Annotated in this window: 28 protein-coding genes; 11 read left to right on the top strand and 17 right to left on the bottom strand. The window is 69.1% G+C overall.

Annotated elements, in window-relative coordinates:
* Window positions 1-15 precede the first annotated feature (15 nt).
* Both ACIQF0_RS47050 and ACIQF0_RS47045 read right to left on the bottom strand, forming a co-directional pair.
* Window positions 16-1,869, bottom strand: coding sequence for a glycoside hydrolase family 9 protein (locus ACIQF0_RS47050; RefSeq protein ID WP_401041466.1), 1,854 nt, complete (start codon window positions 1,867-1,869; stop codon window positions 16-18).
* 91 nt (window positions 1,870-1,960) lie between these two features.
* Entirely contained in the window at window positions 1,961-3,010 is a 1,050-nt protein-coding gene (locus ACIQF0_RS47045; protein ID WP_401041464.1) for a methionine synthase, read from the bottom strand.
* Between the two features lie 140 nt (window positions 3,011-3,150).
* On the opposite strand from ACIQF0_RS47045, the gene ACIQF0_RS47040 reads away from it, so the two are divergent.
* Both ACIQF0_RS47040 and paaI read left to right on the top strand, forming a co-directional pair.
* Window positions 3,151-4,488, top strand: a complete 1,338-nt coding sequence (locus tag ACIQF0_RS47040; protein ID WP_360048780.1) for a cellulose binding domain-containing protein — start codon at window positions 3,151-3,153, stop codon at window positions 4,486-4,488.
* Between the two features lie 238 nt (window positions 4,489-4,726).
* On the top strand, window positions 4,727-5,113 hold the full coding sequence (gene paaI / locus ACIQF0_RS47035; RefSeq protein ID WP_401041462.1) for a hydroxyphenylacetyl-CoA thioesterase PaaI: 387 nt from the start codon (window positions 4,727-4,729) through the stop codon (window positions 5,111-5,113).
* On the opposite strand, the gene ACIQF0_RS47030 is transcribed toward paaI, so the two are convergent.
* Both ACIQF0_RS47030 and ACIQF0_RS47025 read right to left on the bottom strand, forming a co-directional pair.
* Window positions 5,052-5,450 (bottom strand): hypothetical protein, encoded by a 399-nt coding sequence (locus ACIQF0_RS47030; protein ID WP_401041460.1) that lies wholly within the window; start codon window positions 5,448-5,450, stop codon window positions 5,052-5,054. The genes paaI and ACIQF0_RS47030 overlap by 62 nt on opposite strands.
* 38 nt (window positions 5,451-5,488) lie before the next feature.
* A complete protein-coding gene (locus ACIQF0_RS47025) occupies window positions 5,489-6,631 on the bottom strand; it encodes a hypothetical protein (RefSeq protein WP_401041459.1) in 1,143 nt (380 codons plus the stop codon).
* A 36-nt stretch (window positions 6,632-6,667) separates the two neighbouring features.
* On the opposite strand from ACIQF0_RS47025, the gene ACIQF0_RS47020 reads away from it, so the two are divergent.
* Both ACIQF0_RS47020 and ACIQF0_RS47015 read left to right on the top strand, forming a co-directional pair.
* Complete coding sequence (locus ACIQF0_RS47020; protein WP_360048772.1) at window positions 6,668-7,171, top strand: DUF6584 family protein; 504 nt, start codon at window positions 6,668-6,670, stop codon at window positions 7,169-7,171.
* A complete protein-coding gene (locus ACIQF0_RS47015) occupies window positions 7,168-8,019 on the top strand; it encodes a serine/threonine dehydratase (RefSeq protein WP_401041457.1) in 852 nt (283 codons plus the stop codon). Before ACIQF0_RS47020 ends, ACIQF0_RS47015 begins: the two co-directional genes overlap by 4 nt.
* Window positions 8,020-8,244: 225 nt before the next feature.
* Here the strand turns inward: ACIQF0_RS47015 and mnmA are convergent, their stop codons facing one another.
* The 8 genes from mnmA to ACIQF0_RS46975 all read right to left on the bottom strand — a co-directional run bounded on the left by mnmA (window position 8,245) and on the right by ACIQF0_RS46975 (window position 15,817).
* The gene (gene mnmA / locus ACIQF0_RS47010; RefSeq protein WP_401041455.1) at window positions 8,245-9,327 is read right to left on the bottom strand and encodes a tRNA 2-thiouridine(34) synthase MnmA; all 1,083 of its coding nucleotides are present in this window, start codon (window positions 9,325-9,327) and stop codon (window positions 8,245-8,247) included.
* Window positions 9,324-10,493, bottom strand: coding sequence for a cysteine desulfurase family protein (locus ACIQF0_RS47005; protein ID WP_401041454.1), 1,170 nt, complete (start codon window positions 10,491-10,493; stop codon window positions 9,324-9,326). Before ACIQF0_RS47005 ends, mnmA begins: the two co-directional genes overlap by 4 nt.
* Window positions 10,493-11,836 (bottom strand): MFS transporter, encoded by a 1,344-nt coding sequence (locus ACIQF0_RS47000; RefSeq protein WP_401041452.1) that lies wholly within the window; start codon window positions 11,834-11,836, stop codon window positions 10,493-10,495. The genes ACIQF0_RS47005 and ACIQF0_RS47000 overlap by 1 nt, the downstream gene beginning before the upstream one ends.
* The gene (locus ACIQF0_RS46995; RefSeq protein ID WP_360048766.1) at window positions 11,793-12,665 is read right to left on the bottom strand and encodes a lysophospholipid acyltransferase family protein; all 873 of its coding nucleotides are present in this window, start codon (window positions 12,663-12,665) and stop codon (window positions 11,793-11,795) included. Before ACIQF0_RS46995 ends, ACIQF0_RS47000 begins: the two co-directional genes overlap by 44 nt.
* Window positions 12,662-13,435 (bottom strand): GNAT family N-acetyltransferase, encoded by a 774-nt coding sequence (locus tag ACIQF0_RS46990; RefSeq protein WP_401041450.1) that lies wholly within the window; start codon window positions 13,433-13,435, stop codon window positions 12,662-12,664. Before ACIQF0_RS46990 ends, ACIQF0_RS46995 begins: the two co-directional genes overlap by 4 nt.
* Before the next feature lie 86 nt (window positions 13,436-13,521).
* Window positions 13,522-13,650, bottom strand: a complete 129-nt coding sequence (locus ACIQF0_RS46985) for a hypothetical protein (protein WP_401041448.1) — start codon at window positions 13,648-13,650, stop codon at window positions 13,522-13,524.
* A 417-nt stretch (window positions 13,651-14,067) separates the two neighbouring features.
* Window positions 14,068-15,021: an electron transfer flavoprotein subunit alpha/FixB family protein gene (locus ACIQF0_RS46980; RefSeq protein WP_360048762.1), complete on the bottom strand. Its 954-nt coding sequence runs from the start codon at window positions 15,019-15,021 to the stop codon at window positions 14,068-14,070.
* Window positions 15,022-15,034: 13 nt separating this feature from the next.
* Window positions 15,035-15,817 (bottom strand): electron transfer flavoprotein subunit beta/FixA family protein, encoded by a 783-nt coding sequence (locus tag ACIQF0_RS46975; RefSeq protein ID WP_360048760.1) that lies wholly within the window; start codon window positions 15,815-15,817, stop codon window positions 15,035-15,037.
* A 217-nt stretch (window positions 15,818-16,034) separates the two neighbouring features.
* On the opposite strand from ACIQF0_RS46975, the gene ACIQF0_RS46970 reads away from it, so the two are divergent.
* Window positions 16,035-16,877, top strand: a complete 843-nt coding sequence (locus tag ACIQF0_RS46970) for a DegV family protein (protein ID WP_401041446.1) — start codon at window positions 16,035-16,037, stop codon at window positions 16,875-16,877.
* A gap of 64 nt (window positions 16,878-16,941) precedes the next feature.
* On the top strand, window positions 16,942-17,094 hold the full coding sequence (locus tag ACIQF0_RS46965; protein ID WP_177320432.1) for a hypothetical protein: 153 nt from the start codon (window positions 16,942-16,944) through the stop codon (window positions 17,092-17,094).
* Here the strand turns inward: ACIQF0_RS46965 and ACIQF0_RS46960 are convergent.
* From ACIQF0_RS46960 to ACIQF0_RS46945, 4 genes are all read right to left on the bottom strand, one after another.
* On the bottom strand, window positions 17,091-17,900 hold the full coding sequence (locus tag ACIQF0_RS46960) for an isocitrate lyase/phosphoenolpyruvate mutase family protein (protein WP_401041444.1): 810 nt from the start codon (window positions 17,898-17,900) through the stop codon (window positions 17,091-17,093). The genes ACIQF0_RS46965 and ACIQF0_RS46960 overlap by 4 nt on opposite strands.
* A gap of 104 nt (window positions 17,901-18,004) precedes the next feature.
* Window positions 18,005-18,814, bottom strand: coding sequence for a hypothetical protein (locus ACIQF0_RS46955; protein ID WP_401041442.1), 810 nt, complete (start codon window positions 18,812-18,814; stop codon window positions 18,005-18,007).
* An 11-nt stretch (window positions 18,815-18,825) separates the two neighbouring features.
* Window positions 18,826-19,380 carry a hypothetical protein gene (locus tag ACIQF0_RS46950; protein WP_401041440.1) on the bottom strand — a complete coding sequence of 185 codons (555 nt, stop codon included), beginning with the start codon at window positions 19,378-19,380 and terminating at the stop codon, window positions 18,826-18,828.
* On the bottom strand, window positions 19,377-20,327 hold the full coding sequence (locus ACIQF0_RS46945) for a hypothetical protein (RefSeq protein WP_401041439.1): 951 nt from the start codon (window positions 20,325-20,327) through the stop codon (window positions 19,377-19,379). The genes ACIQF0_RS46950 and ACIQF0_RS46945 overlap by 4 nt, the downstream gene beginning before the upstream one ends.
* A gap of 315 nt (window positions 20,328-20,642) precedes the next feature.
* On the opposite strand from ACIQF0_RS46945, the gene ACIQF0_RS46940 reads away from it, so the two are divergent.
* Window positions 20,643-21,485, top strand: a complete 843-nt coding sequence (locus tag ACIQF0_RS46940) for a DegV family protein (protein WP_360048750.1) — start codon at window positions 20,643-20,645, stop codon at window positions 21,483-21,485.
* Here the strand turns inward: ACIQF0_RS46940 and ACIQF0_RS46935 are convergent, their stop codons facing one another.
* Window positions 21,486-22,121, bottom strand: a complete 636-nt coding sequence (locus ACIQF0_RS46935) for a TetR/AcrR family transcriptional regulator (RefSeq protein ID WP_401041438.1) — start codon at window positions 22,119-22,121, stop codon at window positions 21,486-21,488. It lies immediately after the preceding gene.
* A 122-nt stretch (window positions 22,122-22,243) separates the two neighbouring features.
* On the opposite strand from ACIQF0_RS46935, the gene ACIQF0_RS46930 reads away from it, so the two are divergent.
* Genes ACIQF0_RS46930 through ACIQF0_RS46915 form a run of 4 tightly spaced genes read left to right on the top strand, consistent with a single transcriptional unit; the run spans window position 22,244 to window position 25,475 of the window.
* On the top strand, window positions 22,244-22,882 hold the full coding sequence (locus ACIQF0_RS46930; RefSeq protein WP_401041436.1) for an SRPBCC family protein: 639 nt from the start codon (window positions 22,244-22,246) through the stop codon (window positions 22,880-22,882).
* A 34-nt stretch (window positions 22,883-22,916) separates the two neighbouring features.
* Window positions 22,917-23,264, top strand: a complete 348-nt coding sequence (locus ACIQF0_RS46925) for a hypothetical protein (RefSeq protein ID WP_401041434.1) — start codon at window positions 22,917-22,919, stop codon at window positions 23,262-23,264.
* Between the two features lie 10 nt (window positions 23,265-23,274).
* Window positions 23,275-24,003 (top strand): class I SAM-dependent methyltransferase, encoded by a 729-nt coding sequence (locus ACIQF0_RS46920; RefSeq protein ID WP_401041432.1) that lies wholly within the window; start codon window positions 23,275-23,277, stop codon window positions 24,001-24,003.
* Complete coding sequence (locus ACIQF0_RS46915; protein WP_401041430.1) at window positions 24,000-25,475, top strand: 1,4-alpha-glucan branching protein domain-containing protein; 1,476 nt, start codon at window positions 24,000-24,002, stop codon at window positions 25,473-25,475. Before ACIQF0_RS46920 ends, ACIQF0_RS46915 begins: the two co-directional genes overlap by 4 nt.

The following is a 25,475-nucleotide window of genomic DNA, read 5'->3' as shown; positions in this document are numbered from 1 at the left end:
CCGCGCCGGCGCCACTCAGGAGTTCGCGATCAGCGAGAACCCGAGCACGCCCGTCGCCGTGAAGTCGATGGCCGGTTCGGAGCTCGGCCACGAGCGCAGGTCGTCGGCGAACACGGACTTCGCGGAGTTGAACTCGAGCGTGTACGGCTTGGTGCAGTCGACGGAACCCGCCGGCATCTCACCGAGGTCGCCGAACAGCGAAGCGTCGTTCGGGCCGTTGATCACGGCGCCGACCAGTACCTTCGAGCCACCGTTGGACGAACCCGAGAGGTTCGCGGCCTGGTGGTGCGGGCACTCGGGGAACTTCGTGCCGACGCCGACGATCAGCGACGTGCCCCAGGCGTTGGTGCCGAGGGCGAAGCCGCGCTGCTGCGTGCCGAAGGTCTCGTACTGCTTCGAGCCGGTGACCTTCTCGTACAGCGCGGCGGTGGTGATGTACCCGAACGTGCGCGAGCCGACGTCCCAGGTCTCGACGTTGGCGGCGGTGCGGAACGGCGAGGTCTTGGCCGCGTCCGCGCCCTTCTGCAGCTGGCGCTGGATGTCACCGACGATCTGCTTCTCGGTCACCTCGGCGCCGGGGATGCCCTTCTTCAGCAACGGGGCGAGATCGGCGTGGCCGAGCGCGGAGATGTTGTAGACGTTCAACGTGTCGGGGTCCTGCGTCGCCAGGAACTCCTTGGCCCAGTGCGTGGCGGCCTTCGCGAACTGCGTGTAGCGCTTGTCGTGCAACGCCTTCGCGGCCAGAGCGAGCTGGGTGGCGCCGAACTCCATGTCGTCGGTCCACGACTCTTCGGGGTAGTACGCGTGCGGGAACGCCGTCACGAGCTCGCCGACGTCCGAGGTCTTGGCCAGGGCGAAGAGCTGCGCGGCCTTGTCCAGGTACGAACGCGCGACGCGCGGGTTGCGGTCGGCCTCGATCTGCGCGGCCAGTGCGAACGAACCGGCGACGCGGCCGACGAGGTTCGGGCTGATCTTCTCGCCGGCGACGTTGGCGCGGAAGACCGGGCGGTACTTGATGAAGTACTCGCTGTCGCCCGGCTGCACGTTCAGCTTGTCGTCGGCCTCGGGCAGGCGCCACACGTCGTGGTCGCCGACGAAGCCGAACTCCTCGGAGCCGGTGCCGATGCCGACCTGCGCGTAGAGCGTGCCGGTCTTCTCGTCGAACGCCTTGTCGAGCCACTTGAGGCCGAACTCGGCCTCGTCGTAGAGGGCGTCGTTGTGCTTGTTGCGCAACGCCAGCAGCATCGACGCGGTCGAGTACGACGACGCGTGCGTGAACTTCACGAAGTCACCCGCGTCGAACCAGCCGCCTTCGAGGTCGACCTTCGCGCCCGTCGGCTTCAACGGTGCCGCGATCTGGTCGCCGCCCTCGCCCGCGAACACCGGCGCCTCGTAGACGAGCGCCTCGCGGTCGGTGAGGTGCGCGGGCTTGCGGTTCAGCCTGCCCGGGACGACGTCGGCGCCGTCGCGCTGCGCCTGGAAGAACTCGACGGTGTTGTGCGCGACCGGCGAGAACAGCTTCTTCAGCGAGTCGACCTTGAACGCCGGCGAGGTCGTCGTGCCGACCTTGATCCGGTACGTCCCCGGCGCCCTGACCTTGGAGAAGTCGATCGGGTGCACGGCGGGGAACTTCTCGCTCCACGACCCCGTCGAGGCACCCGTCTTCCCGGTCAGCACGGTGCGACCGCGACTGTCCACAACGGAGAACCTGGTGTTCGCGGCGCCTCCGAGCACGTAGGCGTGCTTCTGCTCGGAGGTGCCGAACCCGACCTGATCCAGTCGGATCTGGCCGGTGGGCGCGGCCTGTGCAGGCGCCACGACCACGCCTGTGAGCACTGCGGCGACGAGCGCCGCCAGTCTGATGCGCATGAGGGGAACTCCCGGTCCAGGCCCGGCGATCGGCCTACGGTTAAGAAAGTTTCCTAATAGTTCGCAGCAGACTAGCCGCACAAACCGGACATCACCAGCCCTCAGGCGGCTCCGAAAACGCCATCGAAAGGTCGCGGGTCAGCGACAGGGCACGTTTGACCCAAGTGGACGTAGCGCCCGCTAGACCGCACGTCGGAGTGGGCAGCGCCTGCTCGGCGAGGATCGACCGCGGGAAGCCGAGACGGTCCACCAGCGTGAACGCCCGCTGCCCGACGTCCTTCAACGTGACCGGCGCACCGGGGTCGAGGCTCGGCACCAGCCCCAGCGCCAGCGTCGTGCCCGCCTCCCACGTCTCGCCGATCTCGTCGAGCGCTTCTGCACCCTTGATCAACGTCGCGTCGAACGAGATGGCCGTGGCACCGGCTTCGCGCAGCAGCGTCAACGGCGGGTGCAGCGCGCAGCAGTGCACGATCACCTCGTGGTCCTTCAGTGCCTCGATCACCACGGCGAGCACGTTGCGCGCGTCCGGCCCCGGCACGGCGGGCACGGTGCCGAGCTTGGACGGCGTCGGCAGCAGGCCCTGCAGCACGGCGGGCAGGCCCGGTTCGTCGATCTGCACGACGACCTTCGCCTTGGTGCGCTTGGCGACCTCGGCCGCGTGCAGCTGGAGCCCCTCGGCGAGCGACGCGGCGAACTCCTTCACCGCACCTGGGTCCGTGAGCACCCGATGGCCGCGCATCAGTTCGATGTTCGACATCAACGTCCACGGCCCGACGGCCTGCACCTTGACCGTCTCGGGCTGTGCACCCGCACGTTCCAACGCCTCGTCGAACGCGTCCAGGTCGCCACGCAGCAGATCGACGGCACGGCGGTGGTCACGGCCGGGGCGCGGGGTCACGCGGTAGCCGGACGTGACGACCTCGATCGCGAGGTCGACGAGCAGGCCGGCCGTGCGCCCGATCATGTCCGCGCCGACTCCCCGGCCAGGCAGCTCCGGGACGTGCGGCAGCTCAGGCAGTTCTCCGACGACGACGCGCGCCGCCTCGTCGATGTCGGTTCCGGGCAGCGATCCGATTCCAGTTGCTCCACGCACCCACCGAATTGTTCCACTGTCCGGCGGACAGAAGAGGTCTAGACCCATTGACGCTGTGGTCTAGGCCACTTACCGTGATTGAGCAGGCGCTGAACGTACGGGCGCCTCCCTGTACGTGGTGCAGGACCGCGACGCGCCCCGTGGTCCTGCACCACTCCCTTCCTCCCCTGCCGGAAGGACCACACCCGATGGCCCGCTTTGCGCTCTTCGCGGCCGGGGCCGCCACCGCACTGGTGGCCGGACTCGTCGCCCTGGCCCCCACCGCCTCCGCGGCCGGTGAATCCGCCGCCTTCAGCCTGGACTCGAACTGGGGCTCCGGCTACCAGGGCAAGTTCACGATCACCGCGGGCACGACCGCGCTGGCCGGCTGGAAGCTGGAGTTCGACCTCGCCGGCGCGTCCCTCGGCTCGTACTGGGACGCCACGGCGACCAGCAGCGGCAACCACCACACGTTCACCAACCGCGAGTACAACGGCAACGTCGCCGCGGGTGCCTCGACCAGCTTCGGCTTCCTGGTGAGCGGCTCGGCGTTGCCTGCGAACTGCAAGCTCAACGGCGTCCCGTGCGGCGGCGGTGGTGGCACTACGACCACCACGACGACTACGACAACGACCGGGCCGACCACCACCACGACGTCCGATGTGCCGCCCACGCCCGGTAGCGCGCGCGTCGCCCCGTACATCGACATCACGATGCCGACGCCGTCACTGATGGACGTGGCCAACGCGACCGGCCAGAAGCACTTCACGCTCGCGTTCGCGCTGGGCTCGTCGGCCGGCTGCGATCCGGCGTGGGGCGGCACGGTCCCGTTGAACGACAGCCGCATCATCAACGACACCAGGGCGCTGAAGGCCGCGGGCGGCAGCGTCATCGTCGCGACCGGCGGCGCCATGGGCCCGTACCTGGAGCACGTCTGCTCGTCGGTCGACGCGCTCTACAACGCCTACGTGAAGGTGCTCGACGCCGTGGGCTCGAACAGCATCGACGTGGACGTGGAAGCCACGATCCCGCAGGCCACCGTGAACGCGGCGCTGAAGAGGCTCCAGGACGCCCGCGGCACCACCGTCAGCTACACGATGCGCATCCAGGGCCAGGACTACGGCATGGACCCGTACTCGGTGGACGTGCTGAAGGACGCGGCCGCCAAGGGCGTCAACGTCCTCGTGAACCCGATGCTGATGAACTTCGGCTACACGGGCAACTGGGGCGACGCGATGGTCAACGCCGCGAACGCCACCCTCGGACAGATGCGCGCCATCTGGCCGTCGAAGTCCGACGCGCAGCTGAAGGCACTGCTGGGCCTCACGCCGATGATCGGACGCAACGACACGGGCCCGACGACCACCCAGGCCGACGCACGCAAGGTCGTCGACTACGCGAAGGCCAACCACGTCGGGCGGATCGCGTTCTGGTCGGCCGGCCGCGACAACGGTTCGTGCCCCGGCGGCGGAGTTTCGCCCACGTGCAGTGGAATCTCGCAGGCCAACTGGGAATTCACGAACATGTTCAAGACTTTCACGGGCTGATTTCGTCCCTGCGGAGCGAAGGCCGTTGCGGGAACTTCCGTCCCCGCAACGGCCTTCCTCATTCCGTCAGGGAGCTCAGCAGGAGCTGCAGCATCCGCAGCCAGGACCCGTGCAACCGCCACAGCAAGAACAACCACCCATGGTGCCCACCTCCGATGTTGAGCGATCAAGCCTGTCGGACAGTAAGGCCGCTCCAACGCTGCGTGACACCACCTTCAGAGTGATTACGCTGCCACGAATGAATGGTCCTGCCGAGATGCTCGCCGCCGACAAGGCGTCCACCGCCCTGGGCATCGAGCCCGTCGAGCTGCGCGACGGCTACGCGATGCTGCGAATGACGGTCGCGGAGAACATGATCAACGGTCACGGCATCGCGCACGGCGGTTATGTGTTCCTGCTGGCGGACAGCGCGTTCGCGTGCGCCTGCAACAGGGCCGGGTCCGTCACCGTCGCCGCCACGGCCGAGATCGACTTCATCCGGCCCGTGCACGAGGGTGACGAGCTGGTGGCGGAGGCGGTGGAACGGACCCGGTTCGGCCGCAGCGGGATCTACGACATCACGGTCAGGCGTGGGAGTGAGATCGTGGCTGAGTTCCGCGGTCGGTCGCGGACCCTGCGCGCTTGAGGCCGGCGAACTGCAGTGCGGCGAAGACGAAGACCGCGAGCGCCTGCATCAGCACGAGGCCCACGCCGGCGTCGGTGAGCGGGAACCACTTCAGCTCGGCCGTGAGAACGCTGTCCACGCCCCACACCGCGTTGCCGATGATGACGAGCAGCACCATTCGGCGGTCGGGCACGGGACGCATGCCGAGTGTGAAGACACCCACGCCGTAGACGACGAAGAAAATGCCGACACCGATCAGCCAGGCGGTTGGCAGTCCGATTTCCGGGCGGATCAGCAGGGCGAGCACGCCCATCGTGAACGAAGCGACACCGTCGAGTTTCAAGGCGAATTTCAACATGGCCCGACGATGGCCCGCTCAACGCTGCCAAAACCACGTCAAGCGCTGCCAACTCCTGCCATCAGGTCCGCCGCGACCAGGCGTGCGGCGGCGTTCTGCCAGTTGTGGAGCGTGCGCTCGGGCACCTGTGTCACGAACCACTGCAGCGCGCGGCGGTCCTCCGCGTCGAGGTCCTCGCGCTTGGTCCGGACCGAATAGGGGCGGATTCCCTTGACGTAGTAGAAGTACACGGCGTTGTAGTAACGCCATTCGTCGCTCGTGCCGAAATCGCCTTCCAAGGGCTTGAGTCGTTGAATGGACGCCAGCAGCATGCTTTTCAACTGCGCGGCCCGATCCAGCGGAGGGCCCTCGTCGGTCAGCGCGATCAACGGGCTCGCGACGAGTTTCCCGAGATCGCCGTAGTGGCTCAGGGCCTTGCGGGTGAGCCGGGCGAACTCCGCCTCGTCCTCGGTCACCAGCGGCCGGCGTTTGGGCAACGACTCGGCGGCGTCGCGGAGTTCGGCGCGTTCTGCCGCGACCGCGGGCACGGCAAGACGGTCGACCATCAAAGCGAGCGGGTTCGCCAGCACCTGGACCGCGATCGCCGCCGCCACGGTCGTGAAGACGAGCAGTTCCTGGCCACCGAAGAAGATCACCTGCGAGCCGAACAGCACCGCCGTGAAGCCCGAGATCACGAGCGACCGCAGCATGTCCGCGCGGATCGACTCGCCCTCCTCGACGGCGTCGGTGACGGCGACCAGCACGCCGAACACGACCACGTCGAACCCGAGCGAAGGCAGCGTGATCGCGTCTGGCAGCAGGCCCAGCAGGAACGCACCCGCGGAAAGGCCGAACATCACCCCAACGAGTGAAAAGTAAGCACGTTTTCTTATGGCTAGGACCACGGCGGCAGCCATGGGAAGCAATACGATCCACGGCACGAAGAAGGAAATCGCGAAGAACGGCAGCAGCGCGAGCAGCCACCACCTGATCAACTCGGGCCGGCAGAGCAACAGGACCGCACCCGTCCAGGCCAGCGCCGGCACCCCGATGACCACGGGATGTGGCGCCACGACGGCCGCCGAATAGCCGATCATCCCCGCGCCCGCCCACCACAGGAGCGGTTTGCGCGGGTCGCGGGCGAGCAGGTACAGACCCAGCCACCAGGCGAGGCCGGAGACCAGCAGCGATAGGCCGAACACGGGTCAAAGCTAGCCCTACCTGCAAAACTGATCTGCATGCCGGTAGAGCTGACGCTCCACAAAGCGGCCGAGGAGCTACGAAGAGGCGACCTCGCGAGCGTGCTCAGCGCACGTCAGCGCGTCGCAGGACTCGTCGGCACCTACCCGCAGCGGCTCGACCTGCGGGAGCGTCTCGCCGAGGTCTACCGGGTGCTCGGTCAGCCGGCGCAGGCAGGCCGCTGGACCTATCTCTCCGAGGACCGCGATCCCGAGGAACTCCTGGCCTTCGAACGCGCCTACCGCCGCGCGGACGCCCGTCTGGTCGCGCTCTCATGGCAGGGCCGCGTCGACGAGGCGCCGACCGAGACCGCCCGCACCCGGCTCGCGGCGTTGTACTTGGAGGCGCAGGTCGAGCTGCAGCACGAACTCGACGCGACCCCGAACGAGGAGACGTCCTGGGGCGCGTGCCTGATCGTCATGGCCGGTGGCACGTTCGTGCTGGTGTGTTTCCTGCTGGGGATCGTGACTCTCGTGCAGTTCTTGTGGAAGCTGGTCTCATGAGAACGCTGTCGCAGTACGTCCGCCGGACCCCGATCATGCGCGTGTCAGCAGACGGGCGACCGCTCGTGTTCAAACTGGAGCACCTGCAGCTCACCGGCTCGTTCAAGCTCCGCGGCGCCGTCAACACCCTGCTGTCGCTGAACGTCTCCGAGGTCGTCACCGCGTCCGGCGGCAACCACGGCATCGCCGTCGCGCAGGCCGCCCAGCTGCTCGGCGCCCACGCCACCGTGTTCGTCCCGGTGACGGCGCCCGAGACCAAGACCAGGCGCATCGAAGCGTTGGGCGCCAAGCTGATCCGCCACGGCACCACCTATGCCGAAGCCGCCGCGGCCGCCCGTGAGCTCGACCTGCCCTACGTCGAGGCGTACAACGACCGGACGGTGATCGAGGGCCAGGCCACGGTCACGCAGGAGATCGTCGAGGACGCCCCGGACGTCGACACGATCTTCGTCGCGGTCGGCGGCGGAGGACTCGTCGCGGGCGCCGCGCTGGCTTCGGGCGGACGGCACGTCGTCGCCGTGGAACCCGAGAACTGCTGCGCCATGCACAACGCGCTAGAGGCCGGTGAGCCCGTCGACTCCGTGGTGAACTCCATCGCCGCGGACGCCCTGGGTGCTACGCGCGCGGGCTCGTTGTCGCTGGAAATCCTCAAGCAGCACAACGTTTCTTCCAAGCTGGTCACCGACGAGGAGATCCTCTCGGCGCGCGACCGGCTGTGGGAGGAGTTCAGGATCGCGGTCGAACCCGCCGGTGCGGCGGCGTTCGCCTCGTTCCTCAGGGGCGATGTGTCGAGTGAGCTGCCCTGCGTGCTCCTGTGCGGAGCGAACTCGGAGTGGCGTCCCAGTTAGTCCGGCGGAACCGGCGGGCCCCGAGACGGCGCAACGGCGACACCACCCACACCGGTTCGTCGTTGTGCCGGGCACGACCGATGAGCTTCCGCCGGTCCGCGGGGCTGACGAAGCACCGGAACGCGCTGCGAGCACGCGTAGCGAGGTCCTGCGTGTCGGCGAACGCCGTGTCGATGAACGTCACGCCGCGAACGCTAGATCCGCATTCCCGGCCCTACAAGCGAATTAGCTGGTCGCGTCGATGGTCGCGCTGGCGAGCACGATGTCGCCCGCCGCGTCCTCGCGGTAGATCGCGACGGCCTGACCGGGCGCCACGCCCTTCAACGGCTCCCGCAACTGCACCCGCAGCACGCCGTCGACCAGTTCGGCGACGGCCGGAGCCGTGCCACCGTGCGCACGCACCTGAGCAACGCACTCGACGGGTCCGTCGAGCTCTACGTGCGAGACCGGCGACGACGCGGAAATCCCGGTCACCGCGAGCTTTTCGACCGCGCCGACCCGCACGTTCCCGGACACCGGCTCCAGCGCCAGCACGTACCGGGGACGGCCGTCGGCGGCGGGGCCGTCGATGCCGAGGCCCTTGCGCTGCCCGACGGTGAACTCGTGCACGCCCGCGTGCCGGCCCAGCACCGCGCCGGTCGCGTCGTCGATCAGCAGGCCCGGCTTGGTCTCCATGCGGCCCGCCAGGAACTTCTGCGTGTCGCCGTCCGGGATGAAGCAGATGTCGTGGCTGTCCGGCTTCTTCGCCACCGACAGCCCGCGTGACGCCGCCTCGACGCGCACGTCGTCCTTCGTCGTGTCCCCCAACGGGAACATCGCGTGCGAGAGCTGCTCCGCCGTCAGCGAGGCCAGCACGTACGACTGGTCCTTGCCCATGTCGGCGGAACGGCGCAGCTCGGGACGGCCGCCGACCATCTCCAGGCGCGCGTAGTGGCCGGTGCAGACGGCGTCGAAACCGAGGGCGATCGCCTTGTCCAGCAACGCCTCGAACTTGATCCGCTCGTTGCAGCGCAGGCACGGGTTCGGCGTGCGACCGGCCGCGTACTCCGCGACGAAGTCCTCCACGACCTCTTCGGTGAAGCGCTCGGCGAAGTCCCAGACGTAGAACGGGATGCCCATCAGGTCGGCCGCGCGACGAGCGTCGTGGGCGTCTTCGATCGTGCAGCAGCCACGTGCGCCGGTGCGCAGGGTGCCGGGCTTCGCCGACAACGCCAGGTGCACGCCCGTCACGTCGTGTCCCGCTTCGACGGCGCGCGCCGCCGCCACCGCGGAATCGACACCACCGCTCATCGCCGCGAGGACCTTCACTGCTTGACCACCTTCCGGGACCGCCTCATACCTGCCAGGCCCGCCGTGCGGGCCCTCTCCACCACCGGGCCGATGACCGATGCGAGTTGTTCAACGTCCGCCCGCGTCGACGTATGCCCGAGCGAGAACCTCAAAGATCCACGGGCCAGCGCCGGTTCGACGTCCATCGCCAGTAGTACGTGCGAGGGCTGCGCGACACCGGCCGTGCACGCGGAGCCCGTCGAGCACTCGATGCCCTTGGCGTCCAACAGCATCAGCAGGCTGTCGCCCTCGCAGCCGGGGAACGTCAGGTGCGCGTTGCCGGGCAGCCGGTCCGCCGGATCGCCGTTCACGATCATGTCCGGCACCACCGCCCGCACCGACGCGATCAGTTCGTCCCGCAGCGCCGCGATCTCCACGGCCCGGGAAGCCTGTTCCTCCACCGAGATCCGCACCGCGCGCGCCAGCCCGACGATCGACGGCACGTCCAGCGTGCCGGACCGCACGTCACGCTCCTGGCCGCCGCCGTGCATCAACGGCGTGCACTTCACGTCCCGTGCGAGCAGCAGCACGCCGATGCCGTACGGACCGCCGACCTTGTGGCCGGTCATCGTGAGCGCGGAGGCGCCGGAGGCGGCGAAGTCGACCGGGACCGCGCCCACGGCCTGCACCGCGTCCGTGTGGAACGGCACACCGCGTGCGGCGCACAGGGCGGCGATGTCCTGCACGGGGTTGATGGTGCCGACCTCGTTGTTCGCCCACATCGTGGTGACGAGCGCGACGTCGTCGTCCAGCGCCTCGGCGACCGACTCCGGCGACACCCGGCCGAAGCGGTCGGTGGGCAGCCACGTGACCTCGGCGCCCTGCTGTTCGAGCCACTCGACGGCGTCCAGCACGGCGTGGTGCTCGACGGCCGAGGCCAGCACGCGACGACGACCGCTGGCCCAGTAGATGCCCTTGACCGCGAGGTTGTCGCTCTCCGTGCCGCCGCCGGTGAAGAGCACCTCGGACGGCCGGGCGCCCAGGGCGTCGGCGATGTTCTCGCGGGCCTCTTCGATCGCCCGCCGCGCCCGCCTGCCGGAGGTGTGCAGCGACGAGGCGTTGCCCGTGGTGGACAACGCCTCGGTCATGGCCGCGACCGCCTGCGGGTGCATGGGGGTCGTGGCCGCGTGGTCGAGATAAGCCATCAGGCCTTCAGGGTAGCCCGCATGCGTGGCCCGGTCAGAATCGCTCCCACCACCGCCAACGCCGCCATCGACAGGTTGAGCACCACCACGCCCGCGGTCGGCGCCGTCGCCACGACGAGCACACCGCCGAGTCCGATCATGGTCGCGGAGAAGAGCATGTCGCAGATCTGCAGTGCCGCCGAGTTGAAACCCCGGTCGGCCTCGGGTGACGCGGCCATCATCAGCACGCCGACGCTGGACGTCGCCATGCCCATGCCCGCGCCCGCCACCGCCCACAGGACCGGCGTGAGGAAGGCCGGGCCCCACGTGGGTGCGATGAGCGTCACGGCCCCGATACCGGTCGCGACGAACAGGAACCCGACGCGAACGAGCGTGTGGCGCTCGATCTCGGGGTGCCTCGACGCCCACATCGACGCGCTGGCCCAGCCGAGCGCGCTCAGCGTCAGCGGAATCCCGGCTTCCAGGGGCGAGTAGCCGTGCACGACGGACAGCGTCAGCGGGATGAAGCCCTCGACCGCGAAGAACGTGCCCGCGAGCAGACCGCGGGCGAGGATCGTGACGGGGAGGCCGCGGCGGGCGATGAGCGTGCCCTTGGGCAGCAGGATGCGCAGGGCGGGCGCGAGCAGCAGCAACGCCACGGCGATCAGCCACCACGTGCGGTGCTGCAGGCCCCAGCTCAGTCCGGCCACGCCGAGACCGACGGCGACCGCGGCGAGCGGCAGGTACCTGCGCGTCGGCGGAGCCTCGGTGTGCGGCGGCAGCTTTCGCAGCACCGGTACGAGCAGCACGCTGCCGACCAGCACCAGCGGGATGATCGCGAGGAACACCCACCGCCAGCTCAGGTGCTCGGTCGCCCAGCCCGCGACCGCCGGCCCGACCAGCGACGGGATCACCCAGGCCGCGGACAGCGCGCCGAACACGGCGGGCCGGGTGTCCTCCGGGTAGGCGACCGCGATCAGCACGTAGACCGCGACGATCAGGAACCCCGCGCCGAAGCCCTGCAGCACCCGGCCGGCGAGCAGCACCGTCATCGTCTCGGCGACACCCGCGACCACGAGTCCGGCGAGGAACAGCACCACGCCGATCAGCACCGCGGGCTTGGGGCCGCGCCGGTCCGAGAGCCGTCCGGAGAAGACCGTCGCGATGACACTCGCCGCGAGGTTCGCGAGGAACGGCCACGCGTACAACGCCTCGCCCTGCAGCTCGCGGACCATGGTGGGCATCGCCGTGCCGACACCCATCGCCTCGAACGCGAGGAGGGTGACCAGCAGGAGGATGCCCGTCGTGGGCCAGCGGCGGTCAGGCGACCAGAGGCGTGATGGTTCGCGCGCGGTGAGAGTCACCTGTAGATGGTGCAATCTCCAGTTCGGTCGAGGTCAAGCGGTTTGATTGCTCTTCGGCAAGTTTCGCCAGTTCGCGGCGGGTTCCCGCGCGGCCGGGAGCGATCTCGTCGAGCACGTGCACCTCGACGACCAGGTCCCGCGCCTTGAGCACCCGGCGGATCGAGTCGATCAGGGTGTCGCCGCCGACGAACGCCGGCTGCGTCGTCAGGTGGTCGCCGATCCGGTAGCGCAGCACGATCGGCCGCACCGGCACACCGGCGTCGAGCGCGGCCTGGAACAGCGCCGGCTTGTAGTGCCCGGAGGCGAGCCCGCACCACGTCGTGCCCTCGGCGTGGATGGCGACCGCGCTGCCGTTGCGCAGGGTGGTCGCCAGCTCGTTCACGGTCTGCGGCAGCTCGCGCAGCTTCTCGCGGTCGAGGTAGACCGTGCCGACCGCGGTGATGATCGGGCCGAGCACGGGCCAGCTCTTGATGTCCTTCTTGGCCACGATCTTGACGGGCTGCACCGAGTCGATCGCGAGCTCGTCGAGCCACGACACGTGGTTGCTCGCGACGAGCACGCCACGCTTCGGGATCTCCTGGAACTTCCGGGCGCCGTGGACTTCTAGCCGCACGCCGAACGCCCGCAGGATGGCGTGGAACCACAGGCGCACAACGCTTTCGCGCTGCTTGCCCGGCAGCAGCAACGCGAGAGCGATCCACGCGCCGCACAGGATCGCCGTGACCGCCGTGACCGCGCGCCAGACCTGCCTGAGCTTGGCGACTTCTCGCGGTGCGCTGCCGACGCACCCGTCACCGCACGGCGACGCGGGCATCCAGGCGTGACTCATGACGTCTCCCCCAGGAAGAACTTCAGGTAGCGCTGATCCACGTGGTCCATGCCGAGCAGGATGAAGAGGTCGGCGACGCCGAAGTCCGCGTCGAGCGCGGGCCGTCCGCAGATCTTGGCGCCGAGCCGCAGGTACCCCTTGAGCAGCGGCGGCAGCACCGTCTTGTCGGGCCGCGCGATTGCGTCGACGTCCCAAGGGTTGTGCGGCGTGACCCGGTACTGCTCGGGCGCGTAGTGCTTGGCGTGCACCGTGTCCCAGACGCCGGCCGCGAAGCTGCCACCGTCCTGCAGCGGGATCGACGCGCACCCCACGAGCCACTTGTGGCCGCTCAGCAGCATGTACCGCGCGATGCCCGCCCACACGAGGCTGACAACGGCACCGTTGCGGTGGTCGGGGTGCACGCACGAGCGGCCGGTCTCGACCGTGGAGCTGCGGATGTCGTTCAGGTTCGTCAGGTCGAACTCGCCGTCACCGTAGAGCCGCCCGGCCTCCTTGGCGCGCTCCGGCGGCAGCATCCGGTACCCGCCGACGATCTCGCCGGTGCGGTCGTCGCGCACCACGAGGTGGTCGCAGTACTGGTCGAACTCGTCGACGTCGTGGCCGGGCACGCTGGTGTGCAGCGTCGCCCCCATCTCACCGGCGAACACCTCGTAGCGCAGTCTCTGCGCGGCGACGACTTCTTCGCTGTCACGGGCGACGAGGAGGGAGTAGCGGGGAGCGTCCGCGCCCTGCTGGGCGGGGGTGCTGACAAGCAGTTCCGGCTGCGTCATGCGCACCAGGGTGAAGCCGGCTTGGCGAATCGCAGCAGGTCAAACCGATGACGCCTCAGTGGCAGTCGGGTTAACCCACGGTGGTGCTACCTCGGGCCGCGTCGTTTCAGCCTCGCGAGGTGCCGGACCAGGTGGAGTTCCTCGCGCACCAGCCTCCTGCGTTCGTCCAGGGCGAGATCGGCCAGCGGGTCGTCCAGGACCGTGTCGCGGTCCACGTGCACCGTGTACGTCGCGTAGGTCCGGCAGTCGGAGCACCACTTGAGCAGGAAGGTCCGCTCGTAGGAGCGGTCCGTCGGCGGGTGGAACCGGCGCAGGTACTCGTGGATCGTCCCGGCGCACCCGGCATCGTCAGGCGATGCGTGCAGCCGCTGAACTCTCCTTCACCGGTACTGGAGCCAGTAGCGCTCTTCGGTCATGGCACCGACCCTAACGCTCAGATCGAGTTCGGGTTGTGGATGTACGCGCTGATCTTCGTCAGCACCGGTTCCCGCCAGCACCGGAACGGCGCCGTCGAGCAGACCTCGTCGACGGCCTTCCGCCCGAGGCCGGGAAGCGCGAGGTGATCGTACGACTCCGGAACAGGCGAACGGCCGCCCCACCGAGGCGGGACGGCCGTTCGTGAGCTGAAGTGCTCAGCCCTTGCGCTTCTTGACCTCTTCGGTCAGCTGCGGCGCGACGTTGAACAGGTCGCCCACGACGCCGAAGTCGGCGATCTCGAAGATCGGGGCCTCGGGGTCCTTGTTGACCGCGACGATCGTCTTCGAGGTCTGCATGCCCGCGCGGTGCTGGATGGCACCGGAGATGCCCAGCGCCACGTACAGCTGCGGCGAGACCGTCTTGCCGGTCTGACCCACCTGGAACTGGTGCGGGTAGTAGCCGGAGTCGACGGCGGCGCGTGAGGCACCGACGGCGGCGCCCAGCGAGTCCGCGAGCTCCTCGACGGTCGAGAACTTCTCGGCCGAGCCGACGCCGCGGCCACCGGAGACGACGACCGAGGCCTCGGTCAGCTCCGGGCGGTCGCCGCCGGTGATGGCCTCGCGCGAGGTCACGCGGGCGGACTTGGCGGCGTCCACGGAGATGGAGACCGACTCGTCCAGCACGGCGTCCGCCGCGGACTCCTCGGCCTCGACGCCGCCGGGGCGGACGGTGATGACCGGGGTGCCGGTGCCGACCTTGGCCTTGACGACGAACGCGCCACCGAAGATGGACTGCACGCCGGTGCCGTCCGCCTCGATGTCCACGACGTCCACGAGCAGGCCGGCGCCGAGGCGCACGGCGAGACGGCCCGCGACCTCCTTGCCCTCGATCGTCGCGGAGACGAGCACCGCGGAGGCGTTCGGGGCGAGAGCGGCCAGCGCGTCGACCTTCGGGGTCACCAGGAAGCCGGCGGCGTCGTCGGACTCGACGGCGTAGACCTTCGCGGCGCCGTACTTGCCCAGCGACTCGCGGATCTTCGACGCGGTGCCGGGCGCGCCCACGACCACCGCGGCCGGGGTGCCCAGGCGACCGGCGGCCGTCAGCAGCTCGTAGCTGACCTTCTTGACCTCGCCGTCGACGTGGTCGACCAGAACCAGAACTTCAGACATGATTTCCCCTCCCTCAGATGAGCTTCTGGCCGACGAGGAACTCGGCGATCTTGGATCCGCCGTCGCCACCGTCCTCGACGCGCTGACCCGCGCTGCGCGGCGGCTTGGGGGCCGCCTCCAGCACCTGGGTCCACGCGCCGGACAGGCCGACCTCGGACGCGTCGATGCCGAGGTCCGCCACGGAAAGCGTGGAGACGGGCTTCTTCTTCGCGGCCATGATGCCCTTGAAGGACGGGTAACGCGGCTCGTTGATCTTCTCGGTCACGGAGACCACGGCCGGGAGCGACGCCTCGAGGAACGCGACGCCCTCGTCGGTCTCGCGCTCGCCCTTGATCGTCGTGCCCTCGACCGTGACCTTGCGCAGCTGGGTGACCTGCGGGAGGCCGAGCAGCTCGGCGAGGATGGCCGGGACAGCGCCCGCGCGGCCGTCGGTCGCCTCGTTGCCCGCGATGACCAGGTCGACGTTCTCGACCGTGCCGATCGCCTTCGCGAGGACCTTCGCCGTCGCCAGCACGTCCGAGCCGTGCAACGCCTCGTCGTTGACGTGGATCGCCTTGTCCGCACCCATCGACAGCGCCTTGCGAATGGCGTCGGTCGCGCGGTCGGGACCCATCGCGATCACGGTCACCTCGCCACCGTGGGCCTCCTGCAGCAGCAGTGCCTCTTCGACGGCGCGCTCGTTGATCTCGTCGAGCACGGCATCCGCGGATTCGCGGTCAAGGGTGTGGTCGGCGTCGGTGAGCTTGCGCTCGGACCAGGTGTCAGGCACCTGCTTGACCAGGACAACAATGTTCATAGGTCCTCTTCGACCTCCTGCGGACGGGCGGCGACGCTTACGCGGAGGACTCTAGGGATTGCGCCGCCGGGTGTTCACGACCCTGCCATCAATCCGGATGTTACCCGCCAGTAGCACCCCTGCAAACGCCAGCAAGCACCCCGCAAGCGTGATGGTTCTCACCCGGTGGCGCCACCTTTTGAGACGTAACCCATTCGGGGGTCTAGGCTGCGCTGACATGTACCGGCGAGTAGCTATCGTGACCGACTCCACGGCCTGCCTCCCGGCGCAGCTGACTGATCAACTCGGCATCGAAGTGGTGCAGATCCAGGTGCGGATCGGCGACCACACCGACGACGAGTCCCGCATCCCGGTCCCCGACCTGGTCTCGGCCATGCGTTCGAACGTGCCCGTCGCGACGATTCCCCCCGATCCGGGCGCTTTCTTCTGGACGTACAACGAACTGGCCGCGTCGGGCGTTCGCTCGATCGTGTCCGTGCACGTGTCGAGCCGACAGTCCGCGACCGTGGAAGCGGCCAAGGAAGCCGCCGCCAAGGTCCGCGTGCCCGTGCACGTCGTCGACACCCACACCTGCGGGATGAGCATCGGCTACGCGGTCCAGGCCGCCGCGAAGGTGGCGGAGGCGGGTGGCAACGTGGAGAAGGTGCTCGCGACCGCCCAGCGCCGCTTCGACAGATCCACCGAACTGATCTACGTCGACACCCTCGAGTACCTGCGCCGCGGCGGGCGCATCGGCGCCGCGGCCGCACTGGTCGGCGGAGTGCTGTCGATGAAGCCGCTGCTGACCATGGCCGACGGCCAGATCACGCCGCTGGACAAGGTGATCGGCGCAGACCGCGCGCTCAACCGGATGCTGGACATCGCGATCAAGCGCGCGGGCACCGACACCGTGGACGTCGCGGTGGAGCACTTCGACGCCCCGGAGAAGGCGGCCCGTCTGCTGCGCAATCTCCGGCGCCGCGTGCCCAACGTCCGCCAGTTCATGTTGACGCAGGTCAGCTCGGCCATCGGGGCGCACGTGGGCCCCGGCGCGCTGGGCATCACAGTTTCGCCGGTGTGACCCTCGGGAACTCCAGGTGCTGTTCCGTCCGTTGAACTGGACGTAACGGACACCTGGAGGACCGATGGCCGGTTTCATGGACAAGATCACCAGGTTCCTGCGCAGTCCGCAGGGCCACAAGCTCCAAGCCAAGGCACGGCAGATGGCTCAGGACCCGCGCAAGCGTGCGCAGGCCGAGCAGCTGTTGCGCAAGCTCCGTGGCGGCAAGAAGCACTAGTTGGTCTTGAACAACGCGTTCAGTTCGCCGTAGCCCAGACCCTCTTCGGTGCTGTCGTACGTGCCCTTCGACAGCAGCTCTTCGGCCGCCTTCTTGGCCGTCGCGTAAGCCGCTGACGCCAGCGCGGTGCCGACGCTGATCCTGGCAGCGCCCGCGGTCCCCAGCTCGTGGACCGCGGGTGCACCCGGACCCGCCAGCACGTTCAGCGGCGCGTCGATCTTCCCGGCCAGCTCCTCGACGGTCTCGAGGTCGGTCACGCCCGGCACGAAGATGCCGCTCGCCCCCGCCTCCAGGTACGCCTTCGCGCGGTCCAGCGTGTGCTGAAGACGGTCCTGCGGCTCCCCGATGCCGCGCAGGTACACGTCGATCCGCGCGTTGATGTAGAGATCCGGCGCCGCCTCGCGGGCCGCCTTGAGGCGTTCCTGCTGCTCCTGCACGTCGCGGAGCCCTGCCCCGTGCGCGTCCTCGATGTTGACGCCGGACGCGCCCGCTTCAGTCACGGCCCTCGCCGTCTCGCCGACTTCCTTCGCGTCCCTGCCGAACCCGGACTCGATGTCCGCGGTCACCGGGACGCTGACCGCCTTCGCGATCCTGGCGACGAGGTCGATGGCCAGGTCGCGGTCGAGCGCGTCGCCGTCCGGGGCACCGAGACTCCACGCCACGCCGGCACTCGTGGTGGCGACGGCCTTCGCGCCGGCCGCCTCGACGATGAGGGCGGAGGCGACGTCCCAGGCGTTGGGGAGGGCGAGCGGACCGGACCGGTGAAGGGCGTGGAAGAGCTTCGTGCGATCAGTGGCGGAAGTCATGATCGATTGATATCAGCAGGCACTGACATTTTCCGGCGAGTTTCGGACAGGAACCGATGACTTTCCGACACGGCCTCTTCGGGCGCTGCGCCCAGTTGCCCGGCTCAGTTGCTGCCCGCCTTGCGGCGCACCTCTTCGAACGTCCGGAGGTAGCGCTGACGGAAGTCCTCGCGCTCCACCCACGTCGTGTGTTCGACGGGCTGGGGTGAGGCGGGCGGCGGCAGCGCGGTCTGCACCACGGGCGGCGGAGCGGGCTCCGGCTCAGGCTCGGTTTCGAGCTCTGGCCGGGGTTCCTCGACCAGTTCCACGACCGGCTCTTCGGCGACCGACTCCCCCGAGACCACCTCGGCGACCGGTTCGACGGCCTCAGGACTGTCGGTGCTCGGCGCTACGGTTGATTCGGGGGCTTCGAAATTCCCCACGGGGGGATCGAGGTCCCCATCCCAATCATATCCAGCGGCACCGACAGTTTCGGGCGCTGCGACAGGCTCTGGCTCGGCAACTACTTCCGCGACCGGCTCCGGTTTCGCGATGGGCTCCGGTTTCGCGACGGGCTCCGGCTCGACAGCAAGCTCCGGCTCGGCAACCGCAGCAGGCTCGGCCACCGCGGCAGGCTCGACCACCGGTTCGGCGACCGGCTCGGCCAGCGACGCGAACGCCGGTTCCAGCCGCGGCTCCAGCTGCCGCAACCCCATCACCGGATTGCGGTGGATCGGCCTGGTGTCGTAGTCGTCGTCCACCGGCTCGACGGTCGCGGGCCTCTCCACCCACGTCCGCTCGGCCGGCGCCTCCGACGGCGGGGAATCGTGCGACGCCGAGTCCTCGCGGCGCCGCACCAGCACGTACATGAGGGCTGCCCCCAAGGTGAAGGACAGCACGCACAGTCCGAAGACGATCCCGACTGCCCCTGCCATTGCGAAGGCTCCTAGCTGACGAGGACGTCGATCTGAGGTCCGAAGTCCGTGGGCGGGCCCCAGACGGGGTCCACGATCACCCGCGTGGTGATCTCGCTGTCCACCCCTTGCTCGGCCAGGTACTGCCGCAGCAGGCCGGCCCTCTCCATCGCGAGCACGTCGCAGCGGTGCGACGCCGTCTCGCCGTTCCACGCGTGCGCCACCAACGTCACCGAGCCGGTGGCGTTCTGCAGCACGCTGGCCAGCGATCGCCGCACGTCCTCACCGCGGCCCACCAACGACGCGGTGCCCGGCGCGAACGTGATGCCCTTGACCGCGTGCGACGAGAACAGGTTCCGCACCGCCTCCTGCGCGACCGCCGCGGGCAGCGACACCGGTGCGGGCGGCTCCATCCGCAGCGGCGCCACGAAGTCGGAGACCGGGATCGGGCCCGAGCGGGTGGCCGGCGCGGCGGGCGACGACGACAACGCCGTCTCCAGTTCGTTGCCGTACACGGAGAACCCGAACGCCGTGACCGACGCGGGCACCATCAACGCACCGACGACCAGAGGGACCCAGCGCTTCACGACGCGGCCACCTGTTCGGGAATGTGTAGCGGGGCAACGCGATCCGCGGCCACCGACAGGGCGGCGCGGGCGGCGGACAGTTGCGAGTGGACGACCCGCTTCAGCTCGTGCAGTTCGTCGGTCCGGTCGGCGACCTCGGCCAGGCGGCGCTGGGCTTCCCGGCACGCCATCTTCACCATGAACTCCGACCGCGCCCGTGCCAGCGCCTCCTGCTCCTGCAGGTGCTGCGCGGCCTCGTTGCGGCGGCGGGTCATCGTGAGCTCGAAGAACTGCTGGGCCTTCTCGCGCTTGCGTTCGGAGTCGGCTTCCAGCGAGTTGCACTGCAGTGCGGTCTCCCGCAGCAGCATGTCCGCGTCGGTCTGGGCCTGGGCGACGGCCTCGGCGCACTCGCGCTCCACCTCGTCGGCGCGCTGGCGGTGCTGGGCCTCGAGGTCGGTGCAGCGGCGTTCCATCTCCAGCTCGCGCCGTTCCATGGCGGCGGCGCGGGTGGCGCAGTCCTGACGCGAGGCGTAGAGCTCGGACTCGGCCTCGGCGCGCATGGCGGAGGATTCGCGTTCGGCGGCGGCACGCAGCTCGGCGACTTCGACGTCGGTGCGCGCACGGAGATCGCCGCACTCTCGTTCGGCCTGCAGGTGCATCTCCGCCGCCTCGTCCTCGGCGAGGCGGAGCATGCGGTGCATCCGTTCGGTGGCGCTCGCGTGCGTGCCCGACGTGGATTCGAGGCGCTCGATCCTGGCGCGCGCCTCCTCCAGGTCCTGCCGCGTCATTTCCAGCAGCTTGCGCAAATCGGCTGCCTGCGCCAGCGCCTCGACCCGGTCGAGGCTCGTGAAGCGGAGCTGCTCCTCGAGATTCTCGATGTGGTCGATGACCTGACGTCGATGAAAACCTCGGTAGACAACGTCGAAACCGGCGTGCAGCGGAACTAGTTCCTGCTCTTTTGCACCCATGGTCACCTACTCACTCAACCGGGCTGAAGATTGTGCGAGCTTACCCACGGGCGGTGACACCAACCAGCGTCGACAATGGACGGACAGGGTTGATGTAACACGTGGAATAACCCGTCTTTCCTGGGCAAATGCGACGCCCGTAGATCAACACCAATCGACCCGCAGTCACCCGATTGTGTCAAGCAGGGCTCCTTTTCGGGGTGTTCACTCCGTGCGTTCGCCGTGCACGGAAAGCAACCATCAAGGTCGAGATCACACGAATTGCCTTCCATCGGTCGTGGCTACTTCGATCACGCTTCGTTAACCTTCTCGTTCGTGTCCTCACGAGTAGCCGTCGTCACCGACTCGACCGCGTCGCTTCCGGCCCGTCTGGCGGACAGGTTCAACATCATCACGGTCCCGATGCAGCTCAAGATCGGGTCGGAACTGATCGACGAGGCATACGTGCCGACCGACAGGCTGCTGCAGGCGATGGAGGCGCAGATCCCGATCACGACGCAGCCGCCGGCGCCGGACGCGTTCTTCTGGGCCTATCAGGACGCGTGGGCGAAGGGCGCGGAGACGATCGTCTCGGTGCACGTGACGCCGAAGCTCTCCCCCGCGACGGACGCGGCGAAGGTGGCCGCGGCCAAGTCGCGCGTGCCGGTGTTCATCGTGGACTCGCACTCGTCGGGCATGACGCTCGGATTCGCGGCGCTCGCGGCCGCGCGGATCGTGCAGAGCGGCGGCAACGTCCAGAACGCGCGCAACGTCGCCGAGCAGCGCGGCCGGGACGCCAACGTGCTGATCTACGTCGACACGCTGCACTACCTGCGCCAGGCGGGCAGGGTCAGCGCGGCGGCGAAGCTCTTCGGCGACGCGCTCTCGGTGAAGCCGCTGCTCACGGTGGTGAACGGCGAGGTGGAGCCGTTCGACAAGGTCGTCGGCCGCGACCGGGCACTGGTGAAGCTCGTGGACAAGGCCGTGGCAATGGCTTACGGACGCAACGTGGACCTCGCGGTCGAGCACTTCGCGGCCGAGAAGGAGGGCCACGAGCTGCTCGAGATGCTGCAGAAGCGGATCCCGCACGCCCGCGACGTGGTCCTGACGCAGGTCAGCGCGGCGATCGGCGCGAACGTGGGACCGGGAGCGCTGGCCGTCACCGTCTCGCCGTTCTGATCAGAGCTCGGCGACTTCCTCCGCCAGGAGCAGCCCGGGGTCGAACCCGAGCGGCGCGAGGTGACCGGCGAGCTCCAGTGAGAGCACGCCCTGCAGGCGCGTCCAGAAGGCCAGCGCGCGGTGCACCGTCGGCGACGACGCGGGCAGGGCGCCCGCCCATCCCTGGCTCATGCCCAGGACGAGGTCGAACGGGGTCTTCGGCTGCTCGTCCGGTTCGCCCGCGCAGACCTCCAGCAACACCGTCAGGATCTCGTCCGAGATCGCGGTGACGTCGTCGGGCGCGTGATAGCCGGGCACGGGGGTGCCGTAGATGAGCAGGTAGCGCTGCGGGTCGCTCAGCGCCCACTCCCTGATGACCGCGGCGAGCGCCACCGGGGTGGTGCCGGCCGCGTGGGCGACGCGGACGGCGTCGGCGAGGCTGCGGTACGCGTCCCGGATGAGCGCGGTGATCAGCTCGTCGCGACCGGCGAAGTACCGGTACAACGCGGGCCCGCTCATGCCCATCTCCTTGGCGATGGCGTTGAGCGACAACGCCGTCACCCCGGCCGTGGCGATCTGCTCCCACGCGTGCCGCTTGACCTCGTCGCGCACCTGGGCCCGGTAGCGCTCACGAGGGTTCCCTGCCGGCTCCGTCATGGTTAGACCCTCTCACATTCGTTATTGACAGTCACGCAGGCTTCAGCTTAGCTTCTGCATGTCACAAGAGTTAGAGCTTCTAACTACCGCGATTGCCACTAACGAACCGAAGGGGAAGTCCCATGACCCGCACCCGCACCGCCCTGACCGCCCTCTCGCTCAGCGCCGGCCTGCTCGCCGTCACCGCGTGCCAGAGCGCGCCGACCAGCACTCCCGCGCCGACCAGCAGCGCCGTCCCGACGGGTTCGGTGACCTGCGAGGGCCAGGGCATCAACCCCGCCGCCCAGCTGCACCACCGCACCGAGACCCGCATCAACGCGCCGCTGGACGCGGTCTGGAAGGTGCAGACCGAGGTGGAGGGCTGGCCCGCCTGGCAGAAGGCCGTCACCACCGCGAAGAGGCTGGACCAGGGCGAGCTGAAGGCGGGTTCGAAGTTCGAGTGGACGACCCCGGCGCCCGCGACGCCGGTCTCGCCCGCCACCACGCTGAACATCACCTCGACCGTGCTCGGGGTGAAGACCGGCGAGTGCGTGCGCTGGAGCGGGCCCGCGGTCGGCCAGGGCCTGGGCATCGACGAGGGCGTCCACGTCTGGACCTTCACCGAGGTCGACGGCGGCGTCCTGGTCCGCACCGAGGAGAGCTGGACCGGTGCCCAGCTGGAGGCCGACCCGGCCACCGCCATCAAGGTCCTGGCCCCCGGCCTCGACTTCTGGCTGGCCGACCTCAAGGCCGCCGCAGAAGCCCGTCCCGCCCAGAACTGACGTCCAGAAACCCGAACCTCAGAAGGAGAAGATCATGTCCACCGACACCCGCGCCTCCGTCCACCCGTCGAAGTCCGTCCTCGTCGCGGCCTGGGCCGTGCCCGTCATGGTGATCGGCAAGTTCGGCCTGCTCTCCGGGATCCCGATCGCCGTCGTGCTCGTCGCGAGTCTGCGCAAAGGCCGCTCCCGAGCCCTGCGCTGGTGGTCAGGAGCCCTCACGCTGGCCTACGCCACCCCGTTGACGACGTGGCTGGCCGGGCCGAGCGAGGCACCGAGCCTGTCCAAGTACATGGACACCACGACGACGGCGGCACTCGCCGCGGCGGGCGTCGCGACCGCCATCGCGCACCAGGTAGTTCGCAGGCGGTCTACTGGCAAGTAACCTGGCGGGCGTGACCCTCCCCCTGACCGGCGAACGCACCGTGCCCGGTATCGCGGAAGAGAACTACTGGTTCCGCCGGCACGAGGCGGCCTACCTCCACCTCATCGGACACTGCGCGGACGCCGTCGTGCTGGAGGCGGGCTGCGGTGAGGGCTACGGCGCCCAGCTGATCCGCACGGTCGCGCGCCGGGTGATCGCGCTCGACTACGACGAGCTGACGTCGCAGCACGTGTCGCGCTCGTACCCGCAGCTCAACGTGCTCCGCGGGAACCTGGCGACCCTCCCGTTGCGCGACGGCAGCGTCGACGTGGTGGCGAACCTGCAGGTCATCGAGCACCTGTGGGACCAGGAAGGGTTTCTCGCGGAGTGTCTGCGGGTGCTGCGTCCCGGCGGGAGGCTGATCGTGACGACGCCGAACAGGCTGACGTTCTCCCCTGGCCAGGACACGCCGCTGAACCCGTTCCACACCAGGGAACTCGCACCGTCCGAACTGGACGAGATGCTGCGTGAAGCTGGTTTCCGCGTTGACGAACTGACGGGACTGCGTCACGGACAGAGGCTTGACACGCTCCTGAACGGACAGATCATCAACGCACAGGTCGAAGTCGCCCTGTCCGGCGCGCCGTGGCCGGCCGAGCTCAAAGAGGCTGTGGAGTCGGTGACGGTGGAAGACTTCGACATCAACCCTGACGACATGGACGCCTGCCTCGATCTCGTGGCCGTGGCGGTGCGCGCGTGACGTCGAGCAACACTCCCAAGGCTTCCGAGGGCACGTTCTGCCTCGTCCTGCACAGCCATCTGCCGTGGCTCGCGCACCACGGCGCGTGGCCGGTCGGCGAGGAGTGGCTCTACCAGGCGTGGGCGCACTCGTACCTGCCCATCGTGGACATGCTGCGCCGGTTCGCCGACGAGGGCCGTTCCGACGTCCTGACGCTCGGCGTCACCCCGATCCTGGCCGCGCAATTGGACGATCCGTACTGCCTGCGCGGCATGCACGACTGGCTCGGCAACTGGCACCTGCGCTCGCACTACGCCGGCGAACGGCTGCGGGAGCTGTCGACGTACGAGCACCGAGCGTCGTCCTGGGCGCTGGACAGGTTCGAAAGTCAGTGGCGGCACGGGTTCTCGCCCGTTCTCCGGTCCCTTGTGGACTCTTCGACGATCGAGCTGCTCGGCGGGCCCGCCACGCATCCCTTCCAGCCGTTGCTCGATCCGCGGGTGCGGGCGTTCGCGCTGCGGACCGGTTTGGACGACACGGCGCTGCGCGTCGGCCGTGCGCCGGAAGGGATCTGGGCGCCGGAGTGCGGTTACTCGCCCGGTATGGAGGCGGGATACGCGGCGGCGGGCGTGCGGCGGTTCATGGTCGACGGACCCGCGCTGCACGGCGACACGTCGTCGGCGCATCCCGTCGGTTCGTCGGACGTGCTCGCGTTCGGGCGTGATCTGGAGGTCTCGTACCGCGTCTGGTCGCCGAAGGTCGGCTATCCGGGCGATGCCGCGTACCGGGATTTTCACACCTACGATCACCCGACGGGCCTCAAGCCGTCGCGCGTGACGGGCAAGAACGTGGCGCCGGAGGACAAGCGGCCGTACGACCCGTTGTTGGCGCGCGAAGCTCTCGACCGCCACGTGGCCGATTTCGTGGAAACGGTCGTGCGGCGGTTGCGCGCGATCGACGGCGGTCTTGTCGTGGCGGCCTACGACACCGAGTTGTACGGGCACTGGTGGCACGAAGGTCCCTTGTGGCTCGAAGCCGTGCTGCGCGCGTTGCCGGAAGCGGGCGTGCGCGTGACGACGTTGCGGGGCGCCGTCGAGGCCGGGCACGTGGGCGCGCCGGTCGAACTGCCGGCGTCGTCGTGGGGCAGCGGCAAGGACTGGCGCGTGTGGGACGGCGCGCAGGTGTCGGACATCGTGTCGCTGAACGAGTCGGTGCAGAAGGAACTGCTGGGACTGGACTTCTCCTCCGACGTCCGGAACCCGGTGCTGGACCAGGCGGTGCGCGAGGCGCTGCTGGCGTTGTCGAGCGACTGGGCGTTCATGGTCACCAAGGACTCGGCCGCCGACTACGCCCGCTACCGCGCGAAGATTCACAGCGACCGTTTCAGCGAGCTCGCGGCGTTGACGCGGAACGGTCGCGGACAGGCGAGAGCAACGGAGCTCCGCGCGGCAGACGGCCCGTTCGGGCACCTGGACGCGCGAGGAATGGGGTAG

Source organism: Lentzea sp. NPDC092896 (assembly GCF_044754905.1).
In the GTDB taxonomy this organism is placed as follows: domain Bacteria; phylum Actinomycetota; class Actinomycetes; order Mycobacteriales; family Pseudonocardiaceae; genus Lentzea.
Note: the sequence above shows the minus strand (reverse complement) of the source record. Positions and strands in the feature narration are given on the sequence as shown.

Coding starts and splice junctions, on each gene's coding strand:
- ACIQF0_RS47050 (WP_401041466.1), bottom strand. CDS start 1,869: ATGCGCATCAGACTGGCGGCGCTCGTCGCCGCAGTGCTCACAGGCGTG.
- ACIQF0_RS47045 (WP_401041464.1), bottom strand. CDS start 3,010: ATGGGTCTAGACCTCTTCTGTCCGCCGGACAGTGGAACAATTCGGTGG.
- ACIQF0_RS47040 (WP_360048780.1), top strand. CDS start 3,151: ATGGCCCGCTTTGCGCTCTTCGCGGCCGGGGCCGCCACCGCACTGGTG.
- paaI (WP_401041462.1), top strand. CDS start 4,727: ATGAATGGTCCTGCCGAGATGCTCGCCGCCGACAAGGCGTCCACCGCC.
- ACIQF0_RS47030 (WP_401041460.1), bottom strand. CDS start 5,450: ATGTTGAAATTCGCCTTGAAACTCGACGGTGTCGCTTCGTTCACGATG.
- ACIQF0_RS47020 (WP_360048772.1), top strand. CDS start 6,668: ATGCCGGTAGAGCTGACGCTCCACAAAGCGGCCGAGGAGCTACGAAGA.
- ACIQF0_RS47015 (WP_401041457.1), top strand. CDS start 7,168: ATGAGAACGCTGTCGCAGTACGTCCGCCGGACCCCGATCATGCGCGTG.
- ACIQF0_RS47005 (WP_401041454.1), bottom strand. CDS start 10,493: ATGGCTTATCTCGACCACGCGGCCACGACCCCCATGCACCCGCAGGCG.
- ACIQF0_RS46995 (WP_360048766.1), bottom strand. CDS start 12,665: ATGAGTCACGCCTGGATGCCCGCGTCGCCGTGCGGTGACGGGTGCGTC.
- ACIQF0_RS46990 (WP_401041450.1), bottom strand. CDS start 13,435: ATGACGCAGCCGGAACTGCTTGTCAGCACCCCCGCCCAGCAGGGCGCG.
- ACIQF0_RS46980 (WP_360048762.1), bottom strand. CDS start 15,021: ATGTCTGAAGTTCTGGTTCTGGTCGACCACGTCGACGGCGAGGTCAAG.
- ACIQF0_RS46975 (WP_360048760.1), bottom strand. CDS start 15,817: ATGAACATTGTTGTCCTGGTCAAGCAGGTGCCTGACACCTGGTCCGAG.
- ACIQF0_RS46970 (WP_401041446.1), top strand. CDS start 16,035: ATGTACCGGCGAGTAGCTATCGTGACCGACTCCACGGCCTGCCTCCCG.
- ACIQF0_RS46965 (WP_177320432.1), top strand. CDS start 16,942: ATGGCCGGTTTCATGGACAAGATCACCAGGTTCCTGCGCAGTCCGCAG.
- ACIQF0_RS46960 (WP_401041444.1), bottom strand. CDS start 17,900: ATGACTTCCGCCACTGATCGCACGAAGCTCTTCCACGCCCTTCACCGG.
- ACIQF0_RS46955 (WP_401041442.1), bottom strand. CDS start 18,814: ATGGCAGGGGCAGTCGGGATCGTCTTCGGACTGTGCGTGCTGTCCTTC.
- ACIQF0_RS46945 (WP_401041439.1), bottom strand. CDS start 20,327: ATGGGTGCAAAAGAGCAGGAACTAGTTCCGCTGCACGCCGGTTTCGAC.
- ACIQF0_RS46935 (WP_401041438.1), bottom strand. CDS start 22,121: ATGACGGAGCCGGCAGGGAACCCTCGTGAGCGCTACCGGGCCCAGGTG.
- ACIQF0_RS46930 (WP_401041436.1), top strand. CDS start 22,244: ATGACCCGCACCCGCACCGCCCTGACCGCCCTCTCGCTCAGCGCCGGC.
- ACIQF0_RS46925 (WP_401041434.1), top strand. CDS start 22,917: ATGTCCACCGACACCCGCGCCTCCGTCCACCCGTCGAAGTCCGTCCTC.